The sequence below is a fragment of the Kitasatospora sp. NPDC059088 genome, assembly GCF_042738155.1.
In the GTDB taxonomy this organism is placed as follows: domain Bacteria; phylum Actinomycetota; class Actinomycetes; order Streptomycetales; family Streptomycetaceae; genus Kitasatospora.
Genome location: NZ_JBHYGR010000072.1, coordinates 12,048 through 35,336, shown reverse-complemented (window position 1 = coordinate 35,336; position 23,289 = coordinate 12,048). Strand labels below are relative to the sequence as shown.

Sequence of the window (23,289 nt, the reverse complement as noted above, 5' to 3'; positions counted from 1 at the left end):
GCGTCAGAGGGCCGCCCGGTCCTGCCCCTCCTCGTGCTGGAGGAGGCCGCTGGCCAGCAGGTACTGGGCCAGCACGTACGTCGCCATGATCCAGAACTGATGCCCCGGCAGCTCGCGCCACTTCGCCAGCTGGGTCGCGATCAGGGTGTCGGAGAGCAGGAACAGCGCCCCGCCCAGCCCGGTCCGCCAGCCCAGGCCGGCTGAGGTGACCGCCGTCGAGGTGAGCAGCAGGCTGTAGCCGGCCACCGGGACCTTGAGCTCCCCGAGGTCCGGCCAGAGCCGCCCGATCATGCCCGCCCAGGCCGCCGCGTACGCGGCCGCGACCACCAGGGCGCGCCGCCGGTCGGTGAGCGCCCCGCGCTGGACGAACATCGCGACGTAGCAGACGTGCGCGGCCGCGAACGAGCCCATCCCGGCCAGGAACGCGGTGTCGTCCTTCAACTGCAGCAGTACGTCCCCGCCCGCGCTCGCCAGCAGTGCCGGGGTCAGCAGCTTCGGCAGCTCGCGCTCGGTCCGGGCCGCCGTCGCCACGCTGTGCGCGGCCAGCAGCGGCATCAGGGCCGGCTTGGTGGCGTTGCGCAGCACCGGGGCCCCGGAGAGGATCGAGCCCAGGTGCACCGCCGAGGTGGCCGCGAAGCCGCCGAGCAGGCCGGTGGCCGAACGCAGGCGCCCGCCGAGGCCGGTGGCGCGGGTGGTCGTACGGATGCTCATGCGGCGTCTGCCTCCGAGGTCGCCCGGGGTGGGGGGTCCACCGACCCTAAGGGAGTCGGCGGGGTGGGGGAAGACCAGGTTACCGGTGCGTAACCCGGGTGGGGGAAGGGGAGTGACGGCCCGGCCGGGAGAGCGGAGCACCGGCGACCGCTTCGAGGGCTCTTGCGGAGACTTCCTCAGGAGCACGGTTGCTGCCACCGGGTGAGCCGGTCACCGTCTACGCTGGACCCCGACATGGAGCAGCAGGAGTACGCGGTCGGCGCCACCCGGGTGGCCGCCGGCAGGCCGGACGGACGCAGGGGCGGGGCAGGCCGGGGAACCGCCGCCGCCGTCCTCGCCGTACGCGGACCCGAAGCCGCCGGGCCCGCCGACCCGGCCGATGCCGCGGGTGAGCACGGTGCTGACGGTCCGCAGGAGCCCGACGGGGCGCTCTCGCCCGACCCGGGACTGCTCCGGCTCGCCCACTGGTTCGCCGCCGCCGCCCCCGGCGCCGCCGACGACCTGTGCACCGCCTCCTTCGGCCTCTACCCCGCCCGGCACCTCGGTGCCGCCGCCGAGCCCGGCGACCCCGGCGTCAGCTGGTGGCACGGCCCGACCGCCCACACGGCCGCCGTCCCGCGCGCCCGTGAGGCCCGCGAGGGGCGCGCCGACGGCGGCCTGCGCCGCGCCCGGCGCGACGCCGCCGCCCTGCCCGTCGTCCGGTCGGGCGCCAAGTCCGGCCGGCCCGGCCGCCACCGCAGGCCGGAGCGCACCCGGGCCCTGCCGGAGCTGCCCGGCGACGCCCCGGAACCGGCGGGCGAGGAACTCCCCGACGCCGAACGCCGCATCGCCGCACGGCTGTTGCTCGCCCACCCGCTGGTCACCGCCTCCGGCCCGCACGCCGACGGCTTCCCGCTGATCCGCCGTCACCGCGACTGGCTCGTCGAACGCTTCGACACCTTGCTCGGCTACCGCCTGGTCGTCGGCCCCTGGCACGCCCGGCTCTGCAAGGCCGGCCTCGGCCCCGGCGCCGCCCGCCGCCTCGAACACCCGGCCACCGGTGCCCCGTTCACCCCGGCCGGCTACGCCCAGCTCGCCCTCGCCCTGGCCCTGCTCGTCGATGCCCCCGAACAACTCCCGTACGGGCGGCTGCTCGACGCGATGCGGTCCGCCGCCCCCGACCTCGCGGCCCAGGCGGCCGACCCGGACGCCCCCGCGATGGCGCTCGCCGCGCTGGCCGACTGGCAGGTGCTCGGCGACCTGCCGGCCGACCCGGCCGACACCGCCTTCGTGCTGACCGTCGACCGCGAACTCGCCCGCGCCGTCCCGGCCGGACCGCCCGCCCTCGCCGCCGACGCCGCCGACCTGATCCGCCGTGCCGCCGAGGCCGAACCCGCTACCGCCGTGCGGCGCCTCCTCGCCGAGACGCCCGCCGTCCTCGCCGCCGACCTCCCCGAGGACCGGCGCGCCTGGCTGCACGAGCACCGGCTCAGCGGCCCGGCCGCGCTCGCGGACTTCCTCGGGCTGGAGGCCGAACTGCGGGCCGAGGGCGTCGCCCTGCTCGACCCGGCCGCCGAACTCACCGACCTCGCCCTCCCCGGCACCGGCACCCTCTCCCAGGCCGCCCTGCTGCTGGTCGAAGGCCTGGTGGAGGAGGTCCGGCCGCTGCCCGGCGAGGCCACCGAGGGCGACGTACCGATCGCCGACGCGCTGATAGACGGCCTCCTCGGCGACATCGCCGACGACCACGACCTCCCGGCCCGCTACCTCGCCGACCGCACCGCCCTGCGCCGCGACGCCCTCGACCTCCTGCACCGGCTCGGCCTGATCACCCCCACGCCCCGCACCACCTGGCTGCTGCGCCCCCCGGCCGCCCGCTACGCCCCGGCCCCGGACCTCCACCCCACCCCCGGCACCGGCCGCCACTCCCGCCCCGCCGCCCCGTCGGGGAGTTGAGCCCCGGACCCCGGCGACTGCCGGGCCGGGGCGGGCCGTGGGCGGTCAGGCCGGGATGAGGGCTTCCCATTCGCTGCGGGTGGGTCCGTCGTGCCGGGGGGTGAAGTCGGGGCGGGCGGCCAGCCAGGCGGTGACGTGGCGGTCGACCTCCTCGCTGCCGAAGGCCTCCTCGGGCGTACGGACCAGGTGGCGGACGTGGGCGCGGGCGCGCATGACGACCGGGTCGTCGAAGGCGCAGGCGGCGAGGGCGGCGGTGCGGCGCTCGGGGAGGGCCGAACCGTCCAGCAGGCGCTGCTCGTTGGTGCGGTCGCCGGCCACCTGGGCGTCGAACCAGGGGCGCAGGGTCCGGGCGGCCCAGTCGTGGTAGCCGGCGGGGTCGGCGGCGACCTGGTCGGCGTGGCCGGCGAGGTACTGGCCGGCGAGCAGGCCGAGGGCGACGCCGTGGCCGAGGGTGGGGTTGGTGTGGACGAGGCTGTCCCCGGCGTTGACCAGGCCGGTGACGACGGGGCCGGCGTCGTCGGTGAGGGAGGTCCAGCGGTTGTCCAGGCCGGCCATCGCCAGGACGGCCGAGCGGGGTTCGGGGTCGAGGTCGAGCCAGGCGGCGCAGGCGGGGAAGCGGCGCAGGACGGCCTCGAACACGGCGGGGTCCAGGAGTGCGCCGCGGGTCGGGTCGCCGGTCGAGAGCACCATGCTCAGCGCGAAGGTGTCGTTGTCGGAGGGGAAGACCCCGGCGGCGGCGAACCCCGCGACCGAGCCGGTCCGCACCCGCCCCGGGTCGCGCGGGCCGTCGGCCCGCAGGCGGTACCAGCGGCACAGGTAGGTGATGCCGGTGCGGTGGCTGTCGACGACGGGCGGGCGGCAGCCGGCGGCCGTCAGCCAGCCGGGGACGGCGGAGCGGCGGCCGGCGGCGTCGACGACCAGGTCGGCCGGGTGGGTCCCGTCGTCGACCCGCAGGCCGGTGACCCGGGGCGGGTTTCCGTCCTGGAGGGTGAGGGCGCTCACCCGGCGGCCGCGCCGTACCTCGACGGAGGGCTCCCGGCGGACGGCGGCGGTGAGGGCGGCCTCCAGCACGATGCGGCGGGTGCGCAGGGTCACCAGGTCCTCGTCGCCGTCCCGGTGCGGCGGGTGCTGGTCGAACCAGTCGAAGTCGTGGTACTCCCGGGCGCCGCGGGCCAGCAGGTCGGCGTGGACGTCGGGGGCCTCGGCGCGCAGCACCGTGCGGACCGGGGCGAGGAAGGAGTGGGGCTGGTCGGCCTGGGGGACCCGGGGCCGCTTCCAGTGGTAGAAGTCCTGGTCCAGGTCCGTGTCGGCCTGTCGGGCCTCCTGCTCGAACAGGGTGACGGCATGGCCCCGTCGTCCGAGCATGAGGGCCGTTCCCAGCCCGCTGATCCCGCCACCGATGATTGCAACCCGCGCCACTGCATCCCCTTCGCGTCGTGTTGCAGAGCGATCATAGGGCTTGCTGATCTTCGGATTGACATGACCCCCCAGGCGCGGGGCGGGGCCGGCTACCTGCTCGCGGTGGCGGCGGCGATCGGGCCGTGCTGGACGGTCTCCACGGTGGCACCGACCCCGAGGGTGCCGAGGGCGATGGAGGCGAGGACGGCGGTGCAGGCGAGGAGACGGCGGTGGCGCTGGGGGAGCGGGAAGCGCGGTTCCTGGTAGGGCGCCTGAGGGCTGGCGTTCATGACAGGGAGGCTCCCAGGGCGGTGTGAACGGTCGGTACGCGCGGGTGAAGTCCGGGCGGGGATCGGGCGTCACTTGGCCGCATACGCCCCACCCGGTCGCCGGGTGGGGCGTATGCGCTGGTCAGTGCCGGTGTGTCGGGGGCCTCAGCGCCGTCGGCCGCGCTCGGCGAGGGCCTCGCCCACCGCGACCCGGACGGCGTCCCGCAGGCCGTGGGCGGGGTGGAAGCGGGAGGGGCCGGCCGCCGGGTCCTCGCGGAGCTCCTTCACCAGGGAGAGGCAGAGCAGCAGCATCACCACGACGAAGGGCAGCGCGACCAGGATGGTGGCGTTCTGCAGCGCGGTGAGCCCGCCGGCCAGCAGCAGGGCGGCCGCGACCCCGCCCATCAGCACGCCCCAGACCACCACCAGCGGGGTGCGCGGGTGCAGCGAGCCGCGGCTGGAGAGCGAGCCGAGCACCAGGGAGGCGGAGTCGGCGCTGGTGATGAAGAAGGTCATCACCAGCAGGACCGCGACCACGCTGGTGACCGAGCCGAGCGGCAGCGAGCGCAGCATTTCGAACAGCGAGGCCTCCGCGCCGCGCGGGATGGTCGCGACCAGGTCGGCGGTGCCGGTGCCGACGAGCCGGATCGCGGTGCCGCCCATGACGCAGAACCAGATCACGGTGGCTCCGCTGGGCACCAGCAGCACGCCGAGCAGGAACTGCCGGATGGTGCGGCCGCGCGAGATCCGGGCGATGAAGGTGCCGACGAAGGGCGCCCAGGAGAGCCACCAGGCCCAGTAGAAGATCGTCCAGGAGCCGAGCCAGCTCTCGTCGGTGAAGGCGCCGGTCTGGGTGGACATCCCGAGCAGGTCGGAGAGGTACCCGCCGACGGTGGACGGGATCGAGTCGAGGACGAACACCGACGGCCCGAACACGAAGACGAAGAGCATGATCAGCGAGGCCAGCACGACGTTCGCGGTGGAGAGCCACTTGACGCCCTTGTGGACGCCGGAGAACGCGGAGAGCACGAAGGCGGCGGTCAGCGAGCCGATGATGACGAGCTGGGCGTTCTGGGTGTTGCGCACGGAGGTGATGTAGCCGAGGCCGTCGGCGACCTGGAGCGCGCCGAGCCCGAGGCTGGTCGCGGAGCCGAAGACGGTGGCGAAGACGGCGAGCAGGTCGATCGCCCTGCCCTGCCAGCCGTCCGCGCCGCGCTGCCCGATCAGCGGGACGAAGGCGGCGGAGATCCGGTTGCCCCGGCCCTTGCGGAAGGTGGTGTAGGCGAGGGCGAGGCCGCCGACCGCGTAGATCGCCCAGGGGTGGAGGGTCCAGTGGAAGAGCGAGAACTCCAGCGCCTGCTGGGCGGCGGCCGCGCTCTGCGGTTCGAGGCCGGAGCCGGGCTGCGGGGCGGCGAACAGTTGCAGGGGCTCGCCGACGCCGTAGAACATCAGGCCGATGCCCATGCCCGCGCTGAACATCATGGCGACCCAGGCGAGGGTGGAGAACTCCGGTTCGTCGTCGTCGCGGCCGAGCCGGATCCGGCCGAAGCGGCTGAAGGCGAGCAGCACGGTGAGGACCAGGAAGACGTCGGCGGCCACCACGAACAGCCAGCCGAAGTTGTGCAGGACCCAGCGGAGCGCCGTGCTGGAGGTGCGGCCGAGCGAGTCCTCGGCGAACACGCCCCAGGCGACCACCGCGAGCACCAGGACGGCGCTGATCCCGAAGACCGCCCGGTCGGTGGGGAGGGTGGCGGCGGGTTCGCCGGGTTCGTCGGGCTCCTGCACAAGCGGGGAGGGCTGCGGCGGCTGGCTGCTCATGCGGGAGGACCTCTCGACATACGGGGAACACGGGGGATTCAAGATGTATGTCGCACTATGTCCAGTTGGCGGCGTGCGCGGCGGGAGGGCGCGCCGGGCAGGCGGAGGGTGGGGACCTTCGTCCCGTCAGGCCGCCCGCCCCCGCCCGGCGGGTGCGCGGTCGCGGGGCCGGGGGACAGTGCCCGGCGGCTGCCCGCGTCGGCCCCCGGCCCGGTGGAGGTGGGGCGGTTCGGCCCTTGGCCAACTCCTCGACGGATGCGCGGGGTTGGGGCAGGGCCTCGGCCATCGGCCGCTGCCCGGAGGGGAGTTCTAGGTGGCGGGCGCCGGGGGCGTACTCGGCCGGGCCCGGGCGGGAACCGCCGCCCGCCGGCCTGGTCACGGAAAGCGCCGGAGCGCCTACGCTGGGAGAGCGGGAGCGCCATCCGGACAGTGCCGTCCGGATGCCGTCGTGCCCCGCCGTCGAGGAGGTGCCAGGCCCGTGCCCGGAAGCATGGACCCGTCGGGAAGCATCGAGCTGCCCGGAATCGTCAAACCGCTGCCCGCCCGGTGGTTCGTCCGGCGCGACACCAACGCCGAGATGCGGTGGGACGCGCTGCGCGAGGCCGACGGCGGGGCCGCCGTCGGCCGTCACGTCCCGGTGGAACGGTTCTTCGTCCGCAACCACACCAGCACCCCGCTGATCGACCCGGCCACCTGGCGGCTACGGCTGTTCGGCAGCGGCCTGCACGGCGCTCCGGGGCCGGAACGGGCGGTCGAGTTCGGCCTGGCCGACCTGCGGGCGCTGCCCGCCACCCGGACCGAGGCGCTGATCGAGTGCGCGGGCAACGGCCGCGGCTACTTCCACCGCCAGCAGGGCCAGCGCGTCCCCGGCACCCCGTGGACGCTGGGCAGCGTCGGCTCGGCGGCCTGGCGGGGCGTGCGGCTCGCCGAGGTGCTGCGGGCCGCCGGGCTGACCGACCGCGCGGTGGACGTGCTGCCCGCCGGCCTGGACCCGGACTACGTCGTCGACGGCACCAACCACGGCCCGGTGCGCCGGCCGCTGCCGATCGCCAAGGCGCTGGACGACGCGCTGCTCGCCTACGAGATGAACGGGGCCCCGCTGATCCCCGACCACGGCGCGCCGGTGCGACTGGTGGTGCCCGGCTGGGTCGGTATCGCCTCGATCAAGTGGGTCGGCAGCATCGAGGTGGCCGACCACCCGCTCCGGTCGCCCTGGAACACCGTCTTCTACCGGATGTACGGCCCGGGCTGGCCGCCCGACGGCGTCGCGCTCACCACCCAGGTGGTCAAGTCCGCCTTCGAACTGGCCGAGGGCGCCCGACTGGAGGCCGGGCGCGAGCACCGCCTGTACGGGCGGTCCTGGTCCGGTACGGCCCCGGTGCGGCTGGTCGAGGTGAGCACCGACGGCGGCCGCAGCTGGCGGCCCGCCGAGCTGGACGGGGAGCCGCCCGCCGGGGACTGGGCGCGCTGGAGCGTCGGCTGGCGCCCCGAGCGGCCCGGCCGGTACGAGCTGCGCGCCCGCGCGACCGACCGCGGCGGCGCCACCCAGCCCGAACGGGCGGCCCTCAACCGCGAGGGCTACCTGTTCGGCGCGGTGGTGGCGCACCCGGTGACGGTGGTCTGAGCGGCCGTCGGGACGCCTGGGCCGGGACGCCCGGGGCCGGGGCCGTCCGGGTTCGGGGCTGTCCGGGTTCGGGGCGCGCGGGCTCAGCCGGTGGACTGGACCTCGTACGGGGCCGGGTAGGGGGTCTCGTACGGGGTCAGCACGAGGCGCACCACGTCCTCCAGCCGCCGTCTGGCGTCCCCGAGGGTGGTGCGGCCGGTCACCCAGGCCGTCAGTTCCCCCTGCCAGGCGTGCGCCACGATGTGGCGCACCAGGTCGCTGGCCGCCGCCGGCACCTCGGCCGTCACCACCTGGAGCGCGGTGCTGTCGGCCCGGGCCATGCCTTGCAGGGCCTCGCTGGCGAAGGGATCGGTGGAGGCGGCGACGGCGACCCGCAACCGGGCCAGCTCGGGCTGGCGCTGGTAGGCCCGCATCCCGCCCCGGACGAACCGGACCGCCCGGTCGGTGGCCCCCAGCCCGGCGCGCGGTCCGCGCAGCTCGGCCACCAGGTCCGCCAGCAGCAGCCGGTGCCACTCGGCGATCGCCGCCGCCAGGAGGTGGTCCTTGGAGGAGAAGTAGCGGTACGCCGTCCCCAGGGCGACTCCGGACCGCTCGCAGACCTGCTTCATCTGCAGCCGCTCGACGCCGATCTCGTTCACCAGGGCGAGCGCGGCCGCGATCAGGCTTTCGCGGCGTTCGAGCTGACGCGGAGACATCGCCTCCACCGGCCGTGGTGACAGGTCAACCTTGGTCACCCGCACCATGATACGGGCCGGGGCCGCTCAGGAGTATGACGCCGACCGGCCCCCTTCCGTTCGCCCGCCGTCCACCGGGCTTCGTCCGGGCTTCGTCCGGTCGGCGGGCGGGGGTGTCCGGAGGCCTTCCGGGTGCCTCTCGCGCGGCTCCCGGCGGCCTCCGGGAGCCGCCCGGTTCACGGCATCCGGCGGATCAGCGCCTCCTGGGTGGCGGAGGCCACCAGCCGGCCGTCCCGGTCGTAGAACTCGCCGAGCGACAGGCCGCGGCCGTCCGAGGCGGAGGGGCTGCGCTGGGCGAAGAGCAGCCACTCGTCGGCCCGGAAGGGGCGGTGGAACCACATCGCGTGGTCCAGCGAGGTCATCAGCAGCCGGGGCGGCTCGATGCGCTGGAAGAAGTTCGCCTGCTCGTGCAGCCCGGCGGTGGAGGCCAGGGTGAGGTCGGACAGGTAGGTGAGCGCGCAGGTGTGCAGCAGCGGGTCGGTGTCCGGCAGGCGGGTGGCGATGCGCAGCCAGACGAACTGCTGGGGCATGCCGGGGACGGCCGGCGGCAGGCCCGGGGCGTCCGGCGGCACGAAGCGCAGTTCGAGGTCGCGGAAGCCGTCGGAGGCCTTGATCGCGGTGCGCAGCTCCTCGTCCCAGTGCGAGAAGGCGTCCGGCAGGGTCTCCGGGTCGGGCAGCGGGGGCACCTCGCGCTGGCGGTCGCCGGCGGCCGGCTCGGGGAGCTTGAAGGAGGCGGTGAGGTTGAAGATCTCCTTCCGGTCCTGCAGCGCCCGGACCCGGCGGGTGGTGTAGGTGAAGCCCTCGCGCAGCCGGTCGACCTGGTACTCGATCGGCCGGGTCGGGTCGCCGGGCAGCAGGAAGTAGCCGTGCAGGGAGTGCACCGCGCGCTTCGGAGCGCAGGTGCGTCCGGCGGCGGCGAGGGCCTGGGCGGCGACGTGGCCGCCGAAGGCGCGCATCGGGGCGCCGGCGTGGCAGTGGCCCCGGAACGTGTTCTCGTTCAGCTGCTCGATTTCCAGCAGGGCGGCGAACGGGGTGGCCGGGGCGGGCGCCTGCTCGGTCGGTCTCTGCTGTTCTGTCAGGTCGGTCACCGGCCCATAGTGGCAGAAGCCAACCGTGCGGTGGTGTGACCTGGGTAACGCGGACCCCGGGTAGAACGTGTTTCACTACGCCGACCGGGCGAGGGGATGTCGGACCGGTCACCTAGCGTGCTGCCCATGACGCAATCCGCACAGGCGTACGCCTACCTGCGCCCGTCGGCCGTCCTGGACGGCGCCGCCGGCCGGAGCCTGGACCTGGCCACCTCCGGCGGCGCCACCCCGCTCGGCGCGGCCGCCAACCCGCGCTTCTTCGCGGGCTTCCTGGCCGAGCCGGCCCCGGCCGCCGCCGCACTGCTCGCCGTCGCGGACGTCGCCGCCGCCCGCTACCACCAGCCGCGGCTGCGGGCCTCGCTCGACCCGGTGGTCACCGCGAACGGGGACCGGCTGCGCTTCGAGTCCTTCTCCGGCTGCTGCGGCGTGTACGCCCGGCTCGACGTGCTCGGGGCGGGGCTGGACGGCGGCGAGATCGGCCACGGCACCACCAACGTGGACGTCAACGACCCGCTGCGGGAGGCGCTGACCAGGATCGGCCCGGCCGAGCCGCTGCACCTCGCGGTCGGGCCGGACGCCCTGGAGGTCACCGGCCTCGACGGCCCGCTGGTCGAGCGGAAGGTGCCGCTGCCGGAGCGCTGGCTGCGCGGCTTCGCCGAGACCCAGGTGGTCGCCGCCGGCTTCGACCTGCGCGCCGAACTCGGCGCCGCCGAGGCCGTGCGCTTCCTGCGCTCGCTGCCGCGCGGCGGCCGCGGCGGCGTCGGCTGGGTCGTCCCGGCCGGGCGCACCCTGCGGCCCACCACCCGTCCGGTGCCCGGCGCCGTCTGCCTGCCCGGGCCCGAGCGGCTGGTCGCCCTGCAGCGCGTGCTGCGGCACGCGCTCGGCCTGCGGGTGTACGGGCCGGTCGCCGGCCCGGCCCCGACGGCCTGCGCCTGGGAGGTCGTGCTGCCCGGCATGCGGCTGACCCTCACCCTCTCGCCGGACGCCTCGCGCGGCTTCTCCGGCGAGGGCGGCGTACTCGACGCGCTCGCCACCGGCACGGTCGAGCAGGACGCCGAGCTGATCGCGGTACTGCTCGCCTGGGAGCCCCGGATCGAGGTCGCCGAGCTGGCCGAGCAGTCCGGGCTGAGCGTCGAGCGGGTCCGCGCCGCGCTCACCCGGCTCGGCACCGCCGGGCAGATCGGCTACGACACCGCCGAGGCCGCCCACTTCCACCGGCGGCTCCCGTACGACGCCGGGCGCGCCGAGGCCGCCAACCCCCGGCTGCGGGCCGCCCGGGCGCTGGTCGCGGCGGGTGCGGTGCGGCTGGAAGGCGACGGGGCAACGGCCGTCGTCACGGTGGACGACCACCTCCAGCGGGTGCGGACGGACGCGTCGGGGCGGGTGAGCTGCACCTGCCTGTGGTGGGCCAAGTACCGCGGCGGGCGCGGGCCGTGCAAGCACGCGCTGGCGGTCGGCATGGTGCGCGAGGCCGGGGCATGAGCACGGGGGAGAAGGCGGAAAGGGTGGACAGAGCGGTGAAGGTGGCGAAGATGGCGAAGGCGGAGGCGGAGATCGTGGAGCGGACCGCGGGGCCGGTCGGGGAACTGCTCGCGGCCGTCCGGGTCGGGTTCGTCGAAGCCGTCCCGGAACTGCTGGCCGAGCTGGACAAGGTCCAGCGGCGGGAGTGCCTGGCCGCGCTCAGGGAGCTGCGCAAGGAGCTGCGCGACGACTGGTCGCAGTCCGGGACGGACACCCGGGGCGCCCTGCTGATCGCCGGAGCCGGCTGCCACCCCGGCCCGGCGGGCGCCGCCACCTGGCTCGCCGGCACCGACTTCGGCAGCCGCGACTGGGCCCGGCACCCGGCCCTGCACGTGGTCGTCGAGTCCCAGCCGCAGGAGTGGCAGATCGAGGTGGCCACCCGGCTCGCCCAGCGGCCGGTGCGCTCCTGGGGCTGGTCGATGCACCCGCTGGTCGAGGCGATCGTCCGGCGCACCGGCTGCGCCGTGCCGGTGAGCGAGCCCTTCGTCCGGGGCTGGTTCGGCGCCCTGTCCACCGAGTACGGCCCCCGGCCGCCGTTGGTCGAGCGGCTGCGGGCCGACGCCCTGATGCCCGTCCTACTGCCCCGGATCCTCGAACTCGCCGACATCGGTGGCACGTTGACCCGCCGGCACAGCCCCCGCCGCGGGGACGTCTGGACCGAGGCGATCGCCGACCTGGCCGCGACCGGGCTGGTGGACCGGGTCGAACTGCTCGACCGCTGCCTGGCCCGGCTGCTGCGCGGCGGCAAGGCCGCCGACCAGCGGGCCTTCCTGGAACTGCTGCGCGCGCTCGACCCGACACCCGAGGAGTACGCGGCCAGGGTACGGGACGTCCTGGCGCTGCTGGACGGGCTGTCGGTGATCGCCGGCCACGCCCAGGAGGTGCTCGCCGGACTGGACGAGGCCGGGCTGATCGAGCCGGAGACGCTCACCGAGGCCTCCGCGGTGGTGCTGTTCCGGACCGAGAAGAAGCTGGTCAGGGCCCAACTGGCCTGGCTGGAGAAGGCCGCCCGGCGCGCGCCCGACCGCTCTGGGCCGGTGGTGCTCGCGGCAGCCGGAGCCTTCGGCCACCCGGACCCCGGCGTCCAGGAGCGGGCGCTGAACGTGGTGGCCCGTCACCTCGCCGCGGCGGGCACGGCCGTGCTGCCAGAGCTGCGCGGCGCCGCCGAACTGCTCCACCCCGCCCACCACGCCCGGGCCGGGGAACTGTTCGGCGCCCCGGTCGGTGGCGGTGGCGGTGGCGGCGACGACCCGGCGGGCGGATCGGAGGAGATCCTGCCGCCGGTGCCCGGGCCGCGCCCGCTCGGGGCACCGATCGGCTCGGCGGCCGAGCTGGCCGAGGAGCTCTCCGCGCTGCTCGCGGCCCGGGAGCCCGAGGTCGCCGCCTTCGAACGGGTGCTGGACGGACTGGTCCGGCAGGCCCACCTGGACCGGGCCGCGCTCCTCGCGGCACTGGAACCCGTCCGCCGGACGCACCCCTGGCAGGGCGCCGGCCACTGGGCCGACTGCACGCCCCGGGACATCTCCTACGTGGTGGCCGCGCTGGCGGGCGAGACGCCGTCACGCCGGCTCTGGGACGCCCTCACCGGCAGCGGACGCACCCCGCTGCGCGGCCCCCGCACCAGCCCGCACGGCACCGTCCTCGCCGCCCGGCTGGAGGAGGCCGCCTGGCAGGTGACCGCCAACCGCCCGCCCTACCTGCTCGCCGTCCCGACCGACACCACCGGGGCGATCGAACCGGCGGCGCTGGTCGAACGCCTCGCCGGGTACCAGGCGGCGCGCATCACCCCCGGCCAGGCCGACCTGTGCGCGGCCCTGCTCAGGGTCCGGCCGACCGCCGAGCCCGAGGTGCTGGCCGCCGCCGAGGCGCTCACCTCGCCCGCCGGGCGGTGGCTGGCGCACTGGCTGCGCACCGGCGGCCTGCCCGGACAGCCCTCCGAACGGGTGCTCTTCGCGCCCGGCCGGGGCGTGCGGAGCCGGCGGACCTACCTGGACCGCTGGTGGGAGGAGATCGAGCGGATCGTCGTCGCCCAGCCGGGCACCGGCTCCGGGCCGACGGGGCCGGCCGGCGAGCGGCTCGCCCCGGAGTTCCGCAAGCTGCTCGACCCGACCGGGCCCAGCGTCTCCCGGGCCCGCGCCGTCGAGGAGTGGGTCTGGCGGCCGGTCCCGCACTGGGTGGCGGTCCTGCCCCACCACCGGGAGGAGCTGGCCGCCCGCTGGCTCGACCAGTTCGCCGCGGGCGCCGACCGGGACGAGCGCGGGGCCGCGCGCCACCTCCCGCTGCTCGCCGAGTCCGGCGGCCCCGCCGGACTCGCGCTGCACCTGGCGCTCGCGTACGGGCTGGGCGCCCGGCACGCCGAGGACCGGACCGGCGCCCTCGACGCGCTGCTGGTGCTCGCCGCGCGCGGGGAGCTCGACGGCGGGCTGCTCGGGCGCGAGCTGGGCGAACTGGTCCCGCTCGGGGCGGTCAAGCCGACCCGGCTGGTGGCGGTGCTCGGCCAGGCGGCGGAGACCGGCGCGCACCGGACGGTGTGGACGGTGCTGCGGGCCGCGTTGCCCGAGCTGCTCGGCACGTCCGGGCCGACCGTCCGCGGGCTCGGGGACCTGCTCGCGCTCGCCGCGGACTGCGCCCGGCGGGGCGGGGCGCGGGGCGCGGTGGCCGAGGTGACGGCGGCGGCGGAGCAGGGTGGGTCGAGCCGGGTGGTGAAGGAGGCCCGGGCGCTGCGGGACGTCCTCGCGGGCTGAGCGGGGCTCATGTGTCGGCGGGACGGGCCGCGAGGGACGGGCCGAGAGAGCGGGCCGAGAGAGCGGGCCGCGAGGGCGGGCGGGGCGTCAGGTTCTAGGGTGGGCGGGATTTCCGATCCGTCCGCTACGTACCGGAGAGCCCGTGCTGCACCTTCGCCTGATCGTCCCGCCCGACCTGCGCGAGCCGGTGCTCGGCTGCCTGGACGACTCCGTCGGGGTCACCCACGTGGTGGTCCTGCCGGACGCGGCCGTCCGGCCCGCCGGGGACGTGGTGCTCTGCGACGTGGCCCGGGAGGCGCTGGACGAGGTGCTGGGCGCACTGCGCGGGACGGGCCTGGTCGAGCGCGGGGCGATCGACGTCTCGGCGCTCGACCTGAGCCTCTCGGCGGCGGCCGACGAGGCCGAGCGGCTCGCCCCGGGGGAGGGGGCCGACGCGCTGGTGTGGGAATCGGTCTCCGAGATCACCCACGAGGAGTCCACCCTCACCTGGGTGTTCCTGGCCTTCCTCACCGTCGCCACCATGCTGGCGGCCTGCGGCTCGGTGCTGGACAGCGCCATCCTGGTCGTCGGCGCGATGGCGGTCGGCCCGGAGTTCGGGCCGCTGGCCGGGCTCTGCGTGGCGATCGTCCAGCGCCGCGCGCGCCCGGCGCTGCGCTCGCTGAACGCCCTGGTCACGGGCTTCCTGGTGGCGATGGCGCTGACGGTCTGCTTCGGACTGCTGATGGACGCGCTGGGGCTCTTCTCGGAGGAGCGGTTCGACGCCGCGCGTCCGAACACCTCGTTCATCTGGCAGCCCGACGCGACCTCCTTCGTGGTCGCCTTCCTGGCGGGCGTCGCCGGGCTGCTCTCGCTGACCTCGGCGAAGGCCGGCACCCTGGTGGGCGTCGCGATCTCGGTCACCACCGTGCCCGCCGCGGCCAATGCGGCGGTCGCGCTCGGGTACGGCAAGGTCGACCAATTCTGGGGATCCAGCGTGCAGTTGCTGCTGAACCTGCTGGGGATCGTGCTGGCCGGGGTGCTCACCCTGGTGGTGCAGGAGGCGGGCTGGGCGGTGATCCGGCGCCGCCGGGGGACGGCGTCGAACAGCTGACGGCGAACAGATAACAGCGAACAGATAACAGATGACAGATTTCAGCGAACAGATTTCAGATGACAGAGTTTGAAATCTGTTCGCTGAAACCCGTCGCCTGTTCCCGCACCTCCGTCCGCTCCGCGACCAGCGGCTCGATGCCGCGCGGCCTGGCCGCGACGGCGCGCCACCACAGCCGCAGGGCCGGCGGGTCGGCGGGCTCGAAGGGCTTGCCGGGGCGGGGGACCGCCAGGTGGGCGCCGAGCGCCTGGGCGGCGGTGACCACGCGCTCGGCGGGCTCCTCCCAGGGGTGGATCGCCAGGTTGAAGGTGCACCAGTGGATCGGCAGCAGCAGCTCGCCGCCCAGGTCCAGGTGCGCCCGGACGCCCTCCTCCGGGGTCATGTGCACCTCGGGCCAGAACTCGCTGTACGCCCCGACCTGCATCATCGTGGCGTCGAACGGGCCGAGCCGGCGGCCGATCTCCGCGAAGCCGGGGAAGTAGCCGGTGTCCCCGCTGTGGAAGATCCGGTGCCCGCCGCCCGCGACCACCCAGGACGCCCAGAGGAACAGCGCGCTGGTGCGCGGACCCCGGCTGCAGTAGTGCCGGGCGGGCGTGGCGGTCAGGGTCAGTCCGGCGACCTCGGCCGACTCCCACCAGTCCAGCTCGACGATCCGCCCGGCCGGCACGCCCCAGTGCTCCAGGTGCGCCCCGACCCCGAGCGGTACGGCGAACACCGCGCCGCTGCCGATCAGGGCCTTCACGGTGCGCATGTCGAGGTGGTCGTAGTGGTCGTGCGAGATCACCACCACGTCCACCGGCCCGAGTTCGGACAGCGGCAGCGGTACCGGGTGCAGCCGCTTGGGGCCGGTCCAGCCGAAGGGGGAGCAGCGCTCGCCCCAGACCGGGTCGATCAGGACGCGCCGCCCGCCGATCTCGGCGAGCACGGTGGCGTGCCCCAGCCAGGTGAGCCGCAGTCCGGAGGCGGGTGGGGCGGCGAGGTCGACCGGGAGCAGCCGGTGCACCGGCACCGCGGCGGACGGCGCCCGGCGGGTCTTGTCCCCGCTCAGCTGGGCGAGGGTGATCTCCAGCGGGCTGCGCTCGTAGACCAGGCGGCGGGTGGGCACCGGGTTGCGGAAGGCGCCGTCGGAGAACTGCGGCGAGCGGCGGATCCGGGCCAGCCGCTCGCCCCGGGGGTCGGCCCCGAAGGCGTCGGTGCGGACCCGGTGCCAGGCGGCGCGGGGCAGTCCGGCGAGGCCGGGGAGTGCGCGCTCCGGGGCGCCGCAGCCGAGCGCGGCCCGGTCGGCGTCCGGTGCGCTGGGCGGCGGTGCGAGCTGTGACGTCAGACCGGCGAGACGGGAGAACCACGGGACGGGGCGGGGCACGGCTCCTCCTGGGACGGTCACGGCTACCGGGCAGGCCGGGGCGCGTACCCCGGGGGCCGTGGGGCCACTGGGGTACGACAACCATCTCGTCGGACGTTACTCGCCGTGGGCCGTTCGGACCCGGCGAAGAGCCCGGCGCGGTCCAATCGGCGTACCCGGCACGCGCCGCCGGCGCCGAGCCCGGCCCCCGCGCGGTGCGGGTGCCCGGCGTCCGGGCCGCGCGCCCGTCGCCGGCCCGCCGCTACGCGTAGAAGCGGGTGATCGCCTCCGCGACGCAGTGCGGCTTGTCGCTCTGCTCGCTGGTGATGGTGAAGCGCACCACCGCCTGGACCCCGCCCGGCACCTCGGTGGCCGAGAGCAGCTCGGCGGTGGCCCGGATCGCGGTGCCGACCGGCACCGGGGCCGGGAAGCGCACCTTGTCCGAGCCGTAGTTCAGCGCCATCCGCACGCCCTCGACGCCGTAGCACTCCTTGGCCAGCACCGGGATCATCGACTGGGTCAGGTAGCCGTGCGCGATGGTCGAGCCGAACCGGCTCTCCTTCGCCCGCTCCGGGTCGACGTGGATCCACTGGTGGTCGCCGGTCGCCTCGGCGAACAGGTCGATCTTCCGCTGGTCGATGGTGTGCCACTCGCTGGTGCCCAGCTCGGTGCCGACGGCGGCGGTCAGCTCGGCGAGGGAGGCGAAGGTCGTCACGGTGCGCTCCTGGAGGGGACGGCCCTGGGGAGGGGTCACGGGGGCAGGACGCCGGAAGCGTATGCCTACCCGCCGGTACCTGTCAGGAGCGGAGTGCGAAACCCGAGCTCAGGGCCGCAGCAGCGGTCGGCCGAGCGAGCCCTGCCCGAGCGAGCCCTGCCCGGTCGGGAACAGCCGGCGGCCGCTCACCAGTTCCGGCACCAGGGCGATGAACAGCGGCTCCGGGTCCCCCACCCACGGCCGCAGCCCGGAGCGCAGCACCCGGCGCACCTGCTCGGGCTCGCTGACGGCGTCGGCCCGGCCGTGCACCAGCACGCTCCACCCGGTGCGGGTCACCGGGTCCAGCAGGTCCGCCTGGAAGGCCACCACCGTGCCGTCGAGCCCGCGCGCGGTGGCACTTCCCCGGCGCACGGCGAGCACCAGCCGCCCGTCCAGGACCTCGAAGGAGACCGGCAGGACGGCCGGCAGCGCGTGCTCGGTGTACACCACGCGCCCGACGGGCACGGTGCTGAGCAGCCGTAGGCACTCGGCCTCGCTCAGGGTCTGCACTCGGTCCTCACGCTCCATGCGTCCGATCGTCCTCGGTCGGCGCGGGCGTCGATAGGGCCCATGGTCCCTGAGCGGACGGGCCGGGAGCCCCGTCGGCGCCCGGCCGGAGCGGTAGCCTGCCCCGCGTCGGGATCGGTGGAGGGGCGGGCGCAGGAGGGGGCGGACGGATGGCCGGCGGGGTCGATCTGGTGGTGATCGGGGCGGACGGCGGGCCCGAGCGGGCCTACGGCGGGTCGGCGCACGCCCCGGCGGGCGCCCGGCTGTTGGCCGAGGTGCTGCCCGGGATGTGCTTCGACACCGGCGCCGCGGGCTGCCGGGTGACGGCCGTGGCGCCGGACGCGGACGCCAACGCGATGCTCACGGCCGTCCGGGACGCGGCCCGGCGCCCCGGCCGCTGGCTGGTGGTCTGCCTGGTCGGCCAGTTGGTGGCCGACCCGCGCGGGCGCCGGCTCGCCCTGGTCACCGGCGGCAGCACCCCCGGCAACGCCTACCGGCGCGGCCTGGCCTGGGACTGGGTGGTCAGCGCGATGGTGCACGGGGACCAGGAGGAGGCCCTGCTGCTGGTCGACGCGGTGGCCGACCGGGACACCTGGACGGCGCTGGAACGGCCCGGCGAGGACAGCGCGGGCGAACTGCTCAGCTACTCCCGGGTCCCGCTGTGGGGCCGGATCGGCCGCTACGCCCCGGGCAGACGCGGCCGGGACGCCGTACTGCCGGGCGAGGAGGGCTCGTTCAGCCGGGCGCTCACCACCGTCCTGCACCACGGCGTCCCGGGCGCCCCGGCGGCGGTCGCCCCGCTGGACCTCCAGCCCGCCGTGGCCGGACTGCTGGACGGGGGCGATCCGTCCGGCGGTCCGGGTACGCCGGGCGCGCGCCTGCTCGTTCCGCCGCACGGCGGGCGCCTGTTGATGCGCAATCGGGCCGCTGTTCGGGGCGCATTGGCCGGATTGTCGCTTTCCGAAGAACTGTTGGCCGTTCTGTGGCGGGAAAGTGCCCCGACGGAACCGCCTTCCGCGTAAGGTCAGGGGGCCTGAGGTGTTGCCGTGATGGGGTGGGTTGGCGAAGAATCGATCCCCAGTGGAAACATCGGCGGGTCTTCGGAATTCTCCTGGCGACCGTTGATCACGGATCGGCTCGGTCGCGACGAGGTGGGGCGATGCGGCAGCGCGGAAATGTGTTGCGCCCTGGGGCGATCGGGACTGGCGGGGCGGTTCTGGTGTTGCTGCTCGGCGCTTGTGCGAGTGGTGGTGGCGGTGGTTCCGTGGATCGTCTCGGGTCGCCCGTGCCCACGGTTGCGGGAGTGAACCCGTTAACTCCTTCGGGTGGTCCGGCAAACGGCGCGATCGCGCCGACCGACGGGCCGGAAGGGGCCCGGGGGCGGCTGGCCCTGAGGACGTATCAGGACTGGTGGCAGGCGCAGGCCACGGCCTACGGGCGTACGGATTCGGACGGTTCCGCGCTCGAGGCGTACTCCTCCGGTCGGGCCCTGTCCGACGCCCTGGTCGACCTCCGTCAACTCCACGACGCCAAACTGGTGATGACCGGAATGCCGCGGAATTCGGCGGTGGTGAAGGCCGTCGACCTGAATGCCGATCCGCAGACCGCCGTGATCGAGGACTGCGTCGACCTCTCGGACTGGCACAGCGTCGATGCCGTCACCCGTACCGCGAAGGATCCGGTCGGCCGACTGAACCGCTATGCCGCGACCGCGTCCCTGCGATGGTTCCAAGCGCACTGGCTGATCTACGACTTCAAGCGGGAGGTGGACCGGACATGCTGAACGCAAGGAAACCGGCCCGACGGTTCGCGGTCGTCGCTTCGTTGTCCGCCGGACTGCTGTTGTCCTCGGCGGTGACGGCGACGGCGGACGAACCACCGGGCACCGGGGCGGATAACTGTTCCCTGAACGTGATCTGCTCGCACACCGGCACCGGCGGCAGCAGCACCAGCACGCCCGGAACCTCGCAGGGCGGGGGCGACACCGGGGGCGGCGGGCCGCAGTTGTGCAGCTACCACGACACCCAGTGGGCCTGTTACGACCCGGAGCGCGGCTACTTCAACAGCGACGTCGGGTGCTACTTCCGGCCCCTGGACCAGCAGCCGGCCGAGGGCGACAAGGCCTGGGAGGGCCACAAGCCCTCGGAGGGAACGGTCTACTCCAAGGTCTGCCCGCAGACCGCCGGCGGGCAGGACGGCCTGCAGACCCAGTTCGTGAGCAACGCGGCGGGTGCGACCCCGGTGATCAACCTGACCGTTCAGGCGAAGCTGCTCGCCGACCGGATGGTCTTCCCGGCGCCGAAGGCGGGCCTCGCGCCCAAGGAGACCGCGGTGGTGAAGGCGCCGGTCTGGCTCTGGGCCGAGGGAATGGTGGCGCCCAAGCCGAGTTCGCTCACGGTGCCGGGCGCCTCCGTCACCGTCACCGCGCAACTGGACGGCATGACCTGGGACTTCGGCCAGGGGATGACGGTGGACTGCGCCACGGCCGGGACACCGTACGACCCCGTCTACAAGGACGCGAAGTCCCCCGACTGCGGCTACGAGTTCGCGGCCGGCTCGGGCACCCGCAAGGGCGGTGTCTTCACCGGCACCGTGACCGCGCACTGGCGGGCCCATGTGGTGATCACCGGGCCGCAGGCGAAGACCTTCGACATCGACATGCCGCGCGGAGCGGACCTCGCGCTCAAGGTCGCCGAGGTGCAGGTCCTCAACTGACGGCACCACAAGGGCCGTTCGGCCACTGACGAGCAGAAGAGCGAACGAGGGAAGGGCGGAACCCGGTGGAGAACCGTACATTCGCGACGCCGGGGTCCGGCACGCCGGCGGGCGCCGCGGTGTCCGTGGCGGTACCGGAGCAGCAGGAACAGGGCCGGGCCACGCCGCACGCGCCCGGCCGCACCCTGCGGGCCCGGCGCCGGCGCCCCGCGGTGCTCGCCATGGCGGTCGCGCTGATCGCGGCCGGCGGGCTCGGCGGCGCCGTCCTCTACAACAGCACCGGTCAGCGGGTCGCGGTGCTGGCGCTCGCCCGGGACGTGCCCTGGGGGCAGGTCATCACCGACGACGACCTGGTGGTGGCCCGGATCGCGGGCGACCCGGCGCTGCGGCCGGTCTCCGCCCAGGACCGGGCCAGGGCGGTCGGCCTGCGGGCCGCCACCGACCTCAAGCGCGGTGCCATGCTGACCGGTTCGGACCTCGCGCGGGGCCTGACCGTGCAGCCGGGGCAGATCGTGGTCGGGGTGTCGGCCAAGCGCACCCAGCTGCCCGCCAGCCGGCTCCAGCCCGGGGTGCAGATCGTCGTGGTCAACACCCCCGACAACGGCCGGCCCGACTCGCTGGCCGCGACGGTCATCACCGTCGGCCGGGTGGACACCGACGGCAGCCAGGTGGTCGACGTGGCGGTCGGCACGGCGGACGGGCCGCGGCTGGCGCAGTGGGTGGCCGGCGGACGGATCCAGGTACTGCTGGCCCCGCGCGCGGCCACGGACGGCGGCGCCCCGGCCTCACCCTCGACCGCCCCCTCCGGCGCGGCCCCCACCGGCGCCGCACCCTCGGGCACGACGCCCCCCGGAGGCGCGGCCCCCACGGGCGGCGGCGGGCCCTCGACCCCGGCCGGGGCGGGTGGCGCCTGATGGCGGTGATCGCGGTGGTCGGCGGCCCGGGCGCGCCCGGGGCGACCACCACCGCCCTGGCACTGCTGCTCGCCTGGCCGCTCCAGCCCGGCCGCCGGATCCTGCTGGTCGAGGCCGACCCGGACGGCGGCGCGGTGCTGGCCGGCGCCCTGGAGGGCCGTGTCGAGGCGGTGTACGGGCTGCGCAACCTGGCCGTCGCCGACCGGCGCGGACTGCTCGCCCAGACCATCTGGGAACAGCTCATCGACCTCTCGCCCGAGGGCGACGCCGAGCGGCTGCTGCTGCCCGGCCTCACCGACCCGGTCCAGGCCTCCGGCCTCACCTACACCTGGGAGCCGCTCGCCGAACTGCTGCACGGCATCGAGCAGCAGGGCTACGACGTCATCGTCGACCTCGGCCGCTCCGGCGCCACCGGGGCCGGCGCGGTGCTGGCCCGCCGGGCCGACGTGGTGGCGGTGACGGTCCGCAGCACGCTGCGCGGGCTGAGCGCCGCCCGGCCGCGGCTCGCCGCGCTCGGCGAGGACCTCGCCGCCGCCGGGACCGGGACGGACGCGCTCGGACTGCTGCTGGTCTCCGAGGGGCCGTACTCGGGCGCCGAGGTCTCCCGCGAGTTCGGCCTGCCAGTGCTCGGCGAGCTGCCGCACGCCCCCCGCACCGCCCGGGTGCTCTCCGACGGCGGGGACACCACCGACCGGCGGTTCATCCGCTCGGAGCTGATGCGCACGGCGCGGTCGGCGGCGGACGAGGTGCAGCTGCTGGTCCGCCGACGGCGGCAGCGGCTCGCGCCCACCGCGAGCCCGGCGGCCGCACCGGCGCCCGCCCTGGGCGCGGCGCCGGGCGGGCCCGCGGCGACCGGTACCGCGACCGGCGGGCCGGCCGCGCCGGTGGCGCCGACGCCGGTGCCGCCCGCGCCGGTGCCGCCCACGCCCGTGATGCCCGCGCCTGTGGTGCCCGCGCCGAGCCCGTACGGGCAGACCGGGTACGGGCAGCAGGTGTACCCGGACCGGACGTACCAGGGGCAGGCCCAGCCCGGCCACCCGCAGCCCGGCTACCAGCAGCCCACCCACCCGCAGTCCGGCCACGGCCGGCCCGGGTACGGCCAGGCGGCCCCCGGGCCCGTCCCCGGTGAGGCGGAACCGCCTTCGTACGCCCCGCCGGTGATCGTCACCGGCCCGGTCGCGCCGCTCGCCGGGCTGGCGCCGCAGCCGGCCGCCCCGGCGCCGTTCCCGGCGCACGTCCAGGGGGCCGCCGGGCCGGCCGGCGAGGAGGACGGCCCCTACCAGCTCCAGCAGCCGACCGTGACCGACCGGCGGACCGACGACCGCCACCCCTACGACCCCGGGGAGGTGCTCCGTGCGCGGTAGCCCCCTGCACCAGCACCCGACGGCCGACCCGGCCGCCCTGCCCTGGGCCGCGCCCGTCCCGGCCGCCGCACCGCCGCCGCAGGCGTACCGGCCGGGCCCCGTCGCGCCCCAGCCCGGGCTGCCGCAGTCCGCGACCCAGGGGCCGGCCGTCCCGGGCGGCGGCGCCGCCGCCGGGCCGACCGCCGTGCCCGCCCAGCTGCCCTCGCTGGACGTGCGCGGCAGCGCCACCCGGCCGGCCGTCGACACCCAGGTCGCGCGCGAGCTCAAGCGCCAGGTCGCGGCCGAACTGCACCAGCAGATCACCCGGTTGACCACCACCTCCGGGGCCGAGCCGGACCGGGCCACCCGCCGGCAGCGCGGCCGTGCGCTGATCGAGGAGGCGGTCGCCCGCTGGTCCGACGCGTACGCCCAGACCCACGGCATCCCGCCCACCCGGGAGCAGGACCGCGCCCTCGCCGAGGCCGTCTTCGACCTGCTGTTCCGGGCCGGCCGGCTGCAGCCCTACCTGGACGACCCGGAGATCGAGAACATCCTGGTCAACGGCTGCGACGACGTCTGGGTCTCCAAGGTGCACCAACCCCTGCGCCAGGTACCGCCGGTGGCCGACAGCGACGCCGAACTCGTCGAACTGCTCCAGGACCTGGCCCGCCAGCACGGCGGTGGCGAGCGCAGCCTGTCCACCGCCAGCCCCACCCTCGCCCTGGGGGGGGGGGGGGGGGGGCGCGCGGCGGCGCGGGCGCGCGGGTGGGCCCCCCCCCCCC

Annotated in this window: 19 protein-coding genes and 1 pseudogene; 11 read left to right on the top strand and 9 right to left on the bottom strand. The window is 75.8% G+C overall.

Translation table 11 applies throughout. The annotated features are described in order from the left end of the window. Nucleotides 1-3 precede the first annotated feature (3 nt). Nucleotides 4-711: a lysoplasmalogenase gene (locus ACFWXO_RS27930; RefSeq protein ID WP_380526891.1), complete on the bottom strand. Its 708-nt coding sequence runs from the start codon at nt 709-711 to the stop codon at nt 4-6. Nucleotides 712-945: 234 nt separating this feature from the next. Here ACFWXO_RS27930 and ACFWXO_RS27925 point away from each other — a divergent pair, with 234 nt between their 5' ends. Continuing rightward, on the top strand, nt 946-2,646 hold the full coding sequence (locus tag ACFWXO_RS27925) for a DUF2398 family protein (protein ID WP_380526889.1): 1,701 nt from the start codon (nt 946-948) through the stop codon (nt 2,644-2,646). A gap of 45 nt (nt 2,647-2,691) precedes the next feature. On the opposite strand, the gene ACFWXO_RS27920 is transcribed toward ACFWXO_RS27925, so the two are convergent. The 3 genes from ACFWXO_RS27920 to ACFWXO_RS27910 form a co-directional block, all read right to left on the bottom strand. Continuing rightward, nucleotides 2,692-4,065: an FAD-dependent oxidoreductase gene (locus ACFWXO_RS27920; protein ID WP_380526887.1), complete on the bottom strand. Its 1,374-nt coding sequence runs from the start codon at nt 4,063-4,065 to the stop codon at nt 2,692-2,694. Between the two features lie 89 nt (nt 4,066-4,154). Beyond that, complete coding sequence (locus ACFWXO_RS27915; protein WP_375884919.1) at nt 4,155-4,334, bottom strand: hypothetical protein; 180 nt, start codon at nt 4,332-4,334, stop codon at nt 4,155-4,157. A gap of 144 nt (nt 4,335-4,478) precedes the next feature. Beyond that, the gene (locus ACFWXO_RS27910) at nt 4,479-6,131 is read right to left on the bottom strand and encodes a BCCT family transporter (protein ID WP_380526885.1); all 1,653 of its coding nucleotides are present in this window, start codon (nt 6,129-6,131) and stop codon (nt 4,479-4,481) included. Nucleotides 6,132-6,444: 313 nt separating this feature from the next. Here ACFWXO_RS27910 and ACFWXO_RS27905 point away from each other — a divergent pair, with 313 nt between their 5' ends. Next, nucleotides 6,445-7,755, top strand: a complete 1,311-nt coding sequence (locus ACFWXO_RS27905) for a sulfite oxidase (protein ID WP_380526883.1) — start codon at nt 6,445-6,447, stop codon at nt 7,753-7,755. 83 nt (nt 7,756-7,838) lie between these two features. Here the strand turns inward: ACFWXO_RS27905 and ACFWXO_RS27900 are convergent, their stop codons facing one another. Together ACFWXO_RS27900 and ACFWXO_RS27895 are read right to left on the bottom strand one after the other, a co-directional pair. Next, a complete protein-coding gene (locus tag ACFWXO_RS27900) occupies nt 7,839-8,489 on the bottom strand; it encodes a TetR/AcrR family transcriptional regulator (protein ID WP_375884924.1) in 651 nt (216 codons plus the stop codon). A 176-nt stretch (nt 8,490-8,665) separates the two neighbouring features. Beyond that, nucleotides 8,666-9,577 carry an acyl-CoA thioesterase gene (locus tag ACFWXO_RS27895; RefSeq protein WP_380526881.1) on the bottom strand — a complete coding sequence of 304 codons (912 nt, stop codon included), beginning with the start codon at nt 9,575-9,577 and terminating at the stop codon, nt 8,666-8,668. Nucleotides 9,578-9,703: 126 nt separating this feature from the next. Between ACFWXO_RS27895 and ACFWXO_RS27890 the strand changes: the two genes are divergently transcribed. From ACFWXO_RS27890 to ACFWXO_RS27880, 3 genes are all read left to right on the top strand, one after another. Then, complete coding sequence (locus tag ACFWXO_RS27890; RefSeq protein WP_380526879.1) at nt 9,704-11,059, top strand: SWIM zinc finger family protein; 1,356 nt, start codon at nt 9,704-9,706, stop codon at nt 11,057-11,059. Between the two features lie 23 nt (nt 11,060-11,082). Beyond that, nucleotides 11,083-13,842 carry a DUF6493 family protein gene (locus ACFWXO_RS27885; RefSeq protein ID WP_380526877.1) on the top strand — a complete coding sequence of 920 codons (2,760 nt, stop codon included), beginning with the start codon at nt 11,083-11,085 and terminating at the stop codon, nt 13,840-13,842. Between the two features lie 142 nt (nt 13,843-13,984). Further along, nucleotides 13,985-14,932, top strand: coding sequence for a DUF389 domain-containing protein (locus ACFWXO_RS27880; protein ID WP_380526875.1), 948 nt, complete (start codon nt 13,985-13,987; stop codon nt 14,930-14,932). Nucleotides 14,933-14,987: 55 nt separating this feature from the next. On the opposite strand, the gene ACFWXO_RS27875 is transcribed toward ACFWXO_RS27880, so the two are convergent. From ACFWXO_RS27875 to ACFWXO_RS27865, 3 genes are all read right to left on the bottom strand, one after another. After that, nucleotides 14,988-16,157, bottom strand: a complete 1,170-nt coding sequence (locus ACFWXO_RS27875; RefSeq protein WP_375885300.1) for an MBL fold metallo-hydrolase — start codon at nt 16,155-16,157, stop codon at nt 14,988-14,990. A 379-nt stretch (nt 16,158-16,536) separates the two neighbouring features. Next, nucleotides 16,537-16,989, bottom strand: a complete 453-nt coding sequence (locus ACFWXO_RS27870) for a MaoC family dehydratase (protein ID WP_380404942.1) — start codon at nt 16,987-16,989, stop codon at nt 16,537-16,539. 108 nt (nt 16,990-17,097) lie between these two features. After that, entirely contained in the window at nt 17,098-17,556 is a 459-nt protein-coding gene (locus ACFWXO_RS27865) for a pyridoxamine 5'-phosphate oxidase family protein (protein WP_375884936.1), read from the bottom strand. A 149-nt stretch (nt 17,557-17,705) separates the two neighbouring features. Between ACFWXO_RS27865 and ACFWXO_RS27860 the strand changes: the two genes are divergently transcribed. The 6 genes and pseudogenes from ACFWXO_RS27860 to ACFWXO_RS27835 all read left to right on the top strand — a co-directional run. Then, the gene (locus ACFWXO_RS27860; RefSeq protein ID WP_375884939.1) at nt 17,706-18,557 is read left to right on the top strand and encodes a hypothetical protein; all 852 of its coding nucleotides are present in this window, start codon (nt 17,706-17,708) and stop codon (nt 18,555-18,557) included. Nucleotides 18,558-18,838: 281 nt separating this feature from the next. After that, nucleotides 18,839-19,318, top strand: coding sequence for a hypothetical protein (locus ACFWXO_RS27855; RefSeq protein WP_375884940.1), 480 nt, complete (start codon nt 18,839-18,841; stop codon nt 19,316-19,318). Continuing rightward, nucleotides 19,312-20,250, top strand: coding sequence for a hypothetical protein (locus ACFWXO_RS27850; RefSeq protein ID WP_375884943.1), 939 nt, complete (start codon nt 19,312-19,314; stop codon nt 20,248-20,250). The genes ACFWXO_RS27855 and ACFWXO_RS27850 overlap by 7 nt, the downstream gene beginning before the upstream one ends. Nucleotides 20,251-20,315: 65 nt before the next feature. Continuing rightward, a complete protein-coding gene (locus ACFWXO_RS27845) occupies nt 20,316-21,164 on the top strand; it encodes an SAF domain-containing protein (RefSeq protein ID WP_380526872.1) in 849 nt (282 codons plus the stop codon). Then, nucleotides 21,164-22,528, top strand: coding sequence for a hypothetical protein (locus tag ACFWXO_RS27840; RefSeq protein WP_380526870.1), 1,365 nt, complete (start codon nt 21,164-21,166; stop codon nt 22,526-22,528). The genes ACFWXO_RS27845 and ACFWXO_RS27840 overlap by 1 nt, the downstream gene beginning before the upstream one ends. Then, a pseudogene (locus ACFWXO_RS27835) lies at nt 22,518-23,289 on the top strand (hypothetical protein); the annotation flags it as partial. The gene ACFWXO_RS27840 and the pseudogene ACFWXO_RS27835, both read left to right, overlap by 11 nt.

Bases quoted from the DNA above. Each gene is read 5' to 3' on its own strand.
- ACFWXO_RS27865 (WP_375884936.1), bottom strand. From the start codon at position 17,556: ATGGAGCGTGAGGACCGAGTGCAGACCCTGAGCGAGGCCGAGTGCCTA.
- ACFWXO_RS27860 (WP_375884939.1), top strand. From the start codon at position 17,706: ATGGCCGGCGGGGTCGATCTGGTGGTGATCGGGGCGGACGGCGGGCCC.
- ACFWXO_RS27915 (WP_375884919.1), bottom strand. From the start codon at position 4,334: ATGAACGCCAGCCCTCAGGCGCCCTACCAGGAACCGCGCTTCCCGCTC.
- ACFWXO_RS27850 (WP_375884943.1), top strand. From the start codon at position 19,312: ATGCTGAACGCAAGGAAACCGGCCCGACGGTTCGCGGTCGTCGCTTCG.
- ACFWXO_RS27930 (WP_380526891.1), bottom strand. From the start codon at position 711: ATGAGCATCCGTACGACCACCCGCGCCACCGGCCTCGGCGGGCGCCTG.
- ACFWXO_RS27890 (WP_380526879.1), top strand. From the start codon at position 9,704: ATGACGCAATCCGCACAGGCGTACGCCTACCTGCGCCCGTCGGCCGTC.
- ACFWXO_RS27925 (WP_380526889.1), top strand. From the start codon at position 946: ATGGAGCAGCAGGAGTACGCGGTCGGCGCCACCCGGGTGGCCGCCGGC.
- ACFWXO_RS27840 (WP_380526870.1), top strand. From the start codon at position 21,164: ATGGCGGTGATCGCGGTGGTCGGCGGCCCGGGCGCGCCCGGGGCGACC.
- ACFWXO_RS27910 (WP_380526885.1), bottom strand. From the start codon at position 6,131: ATGAGCAGCCAGCCGCCGCAGCCCTCCCCGCTTGTGCAGGAGCCCGAC.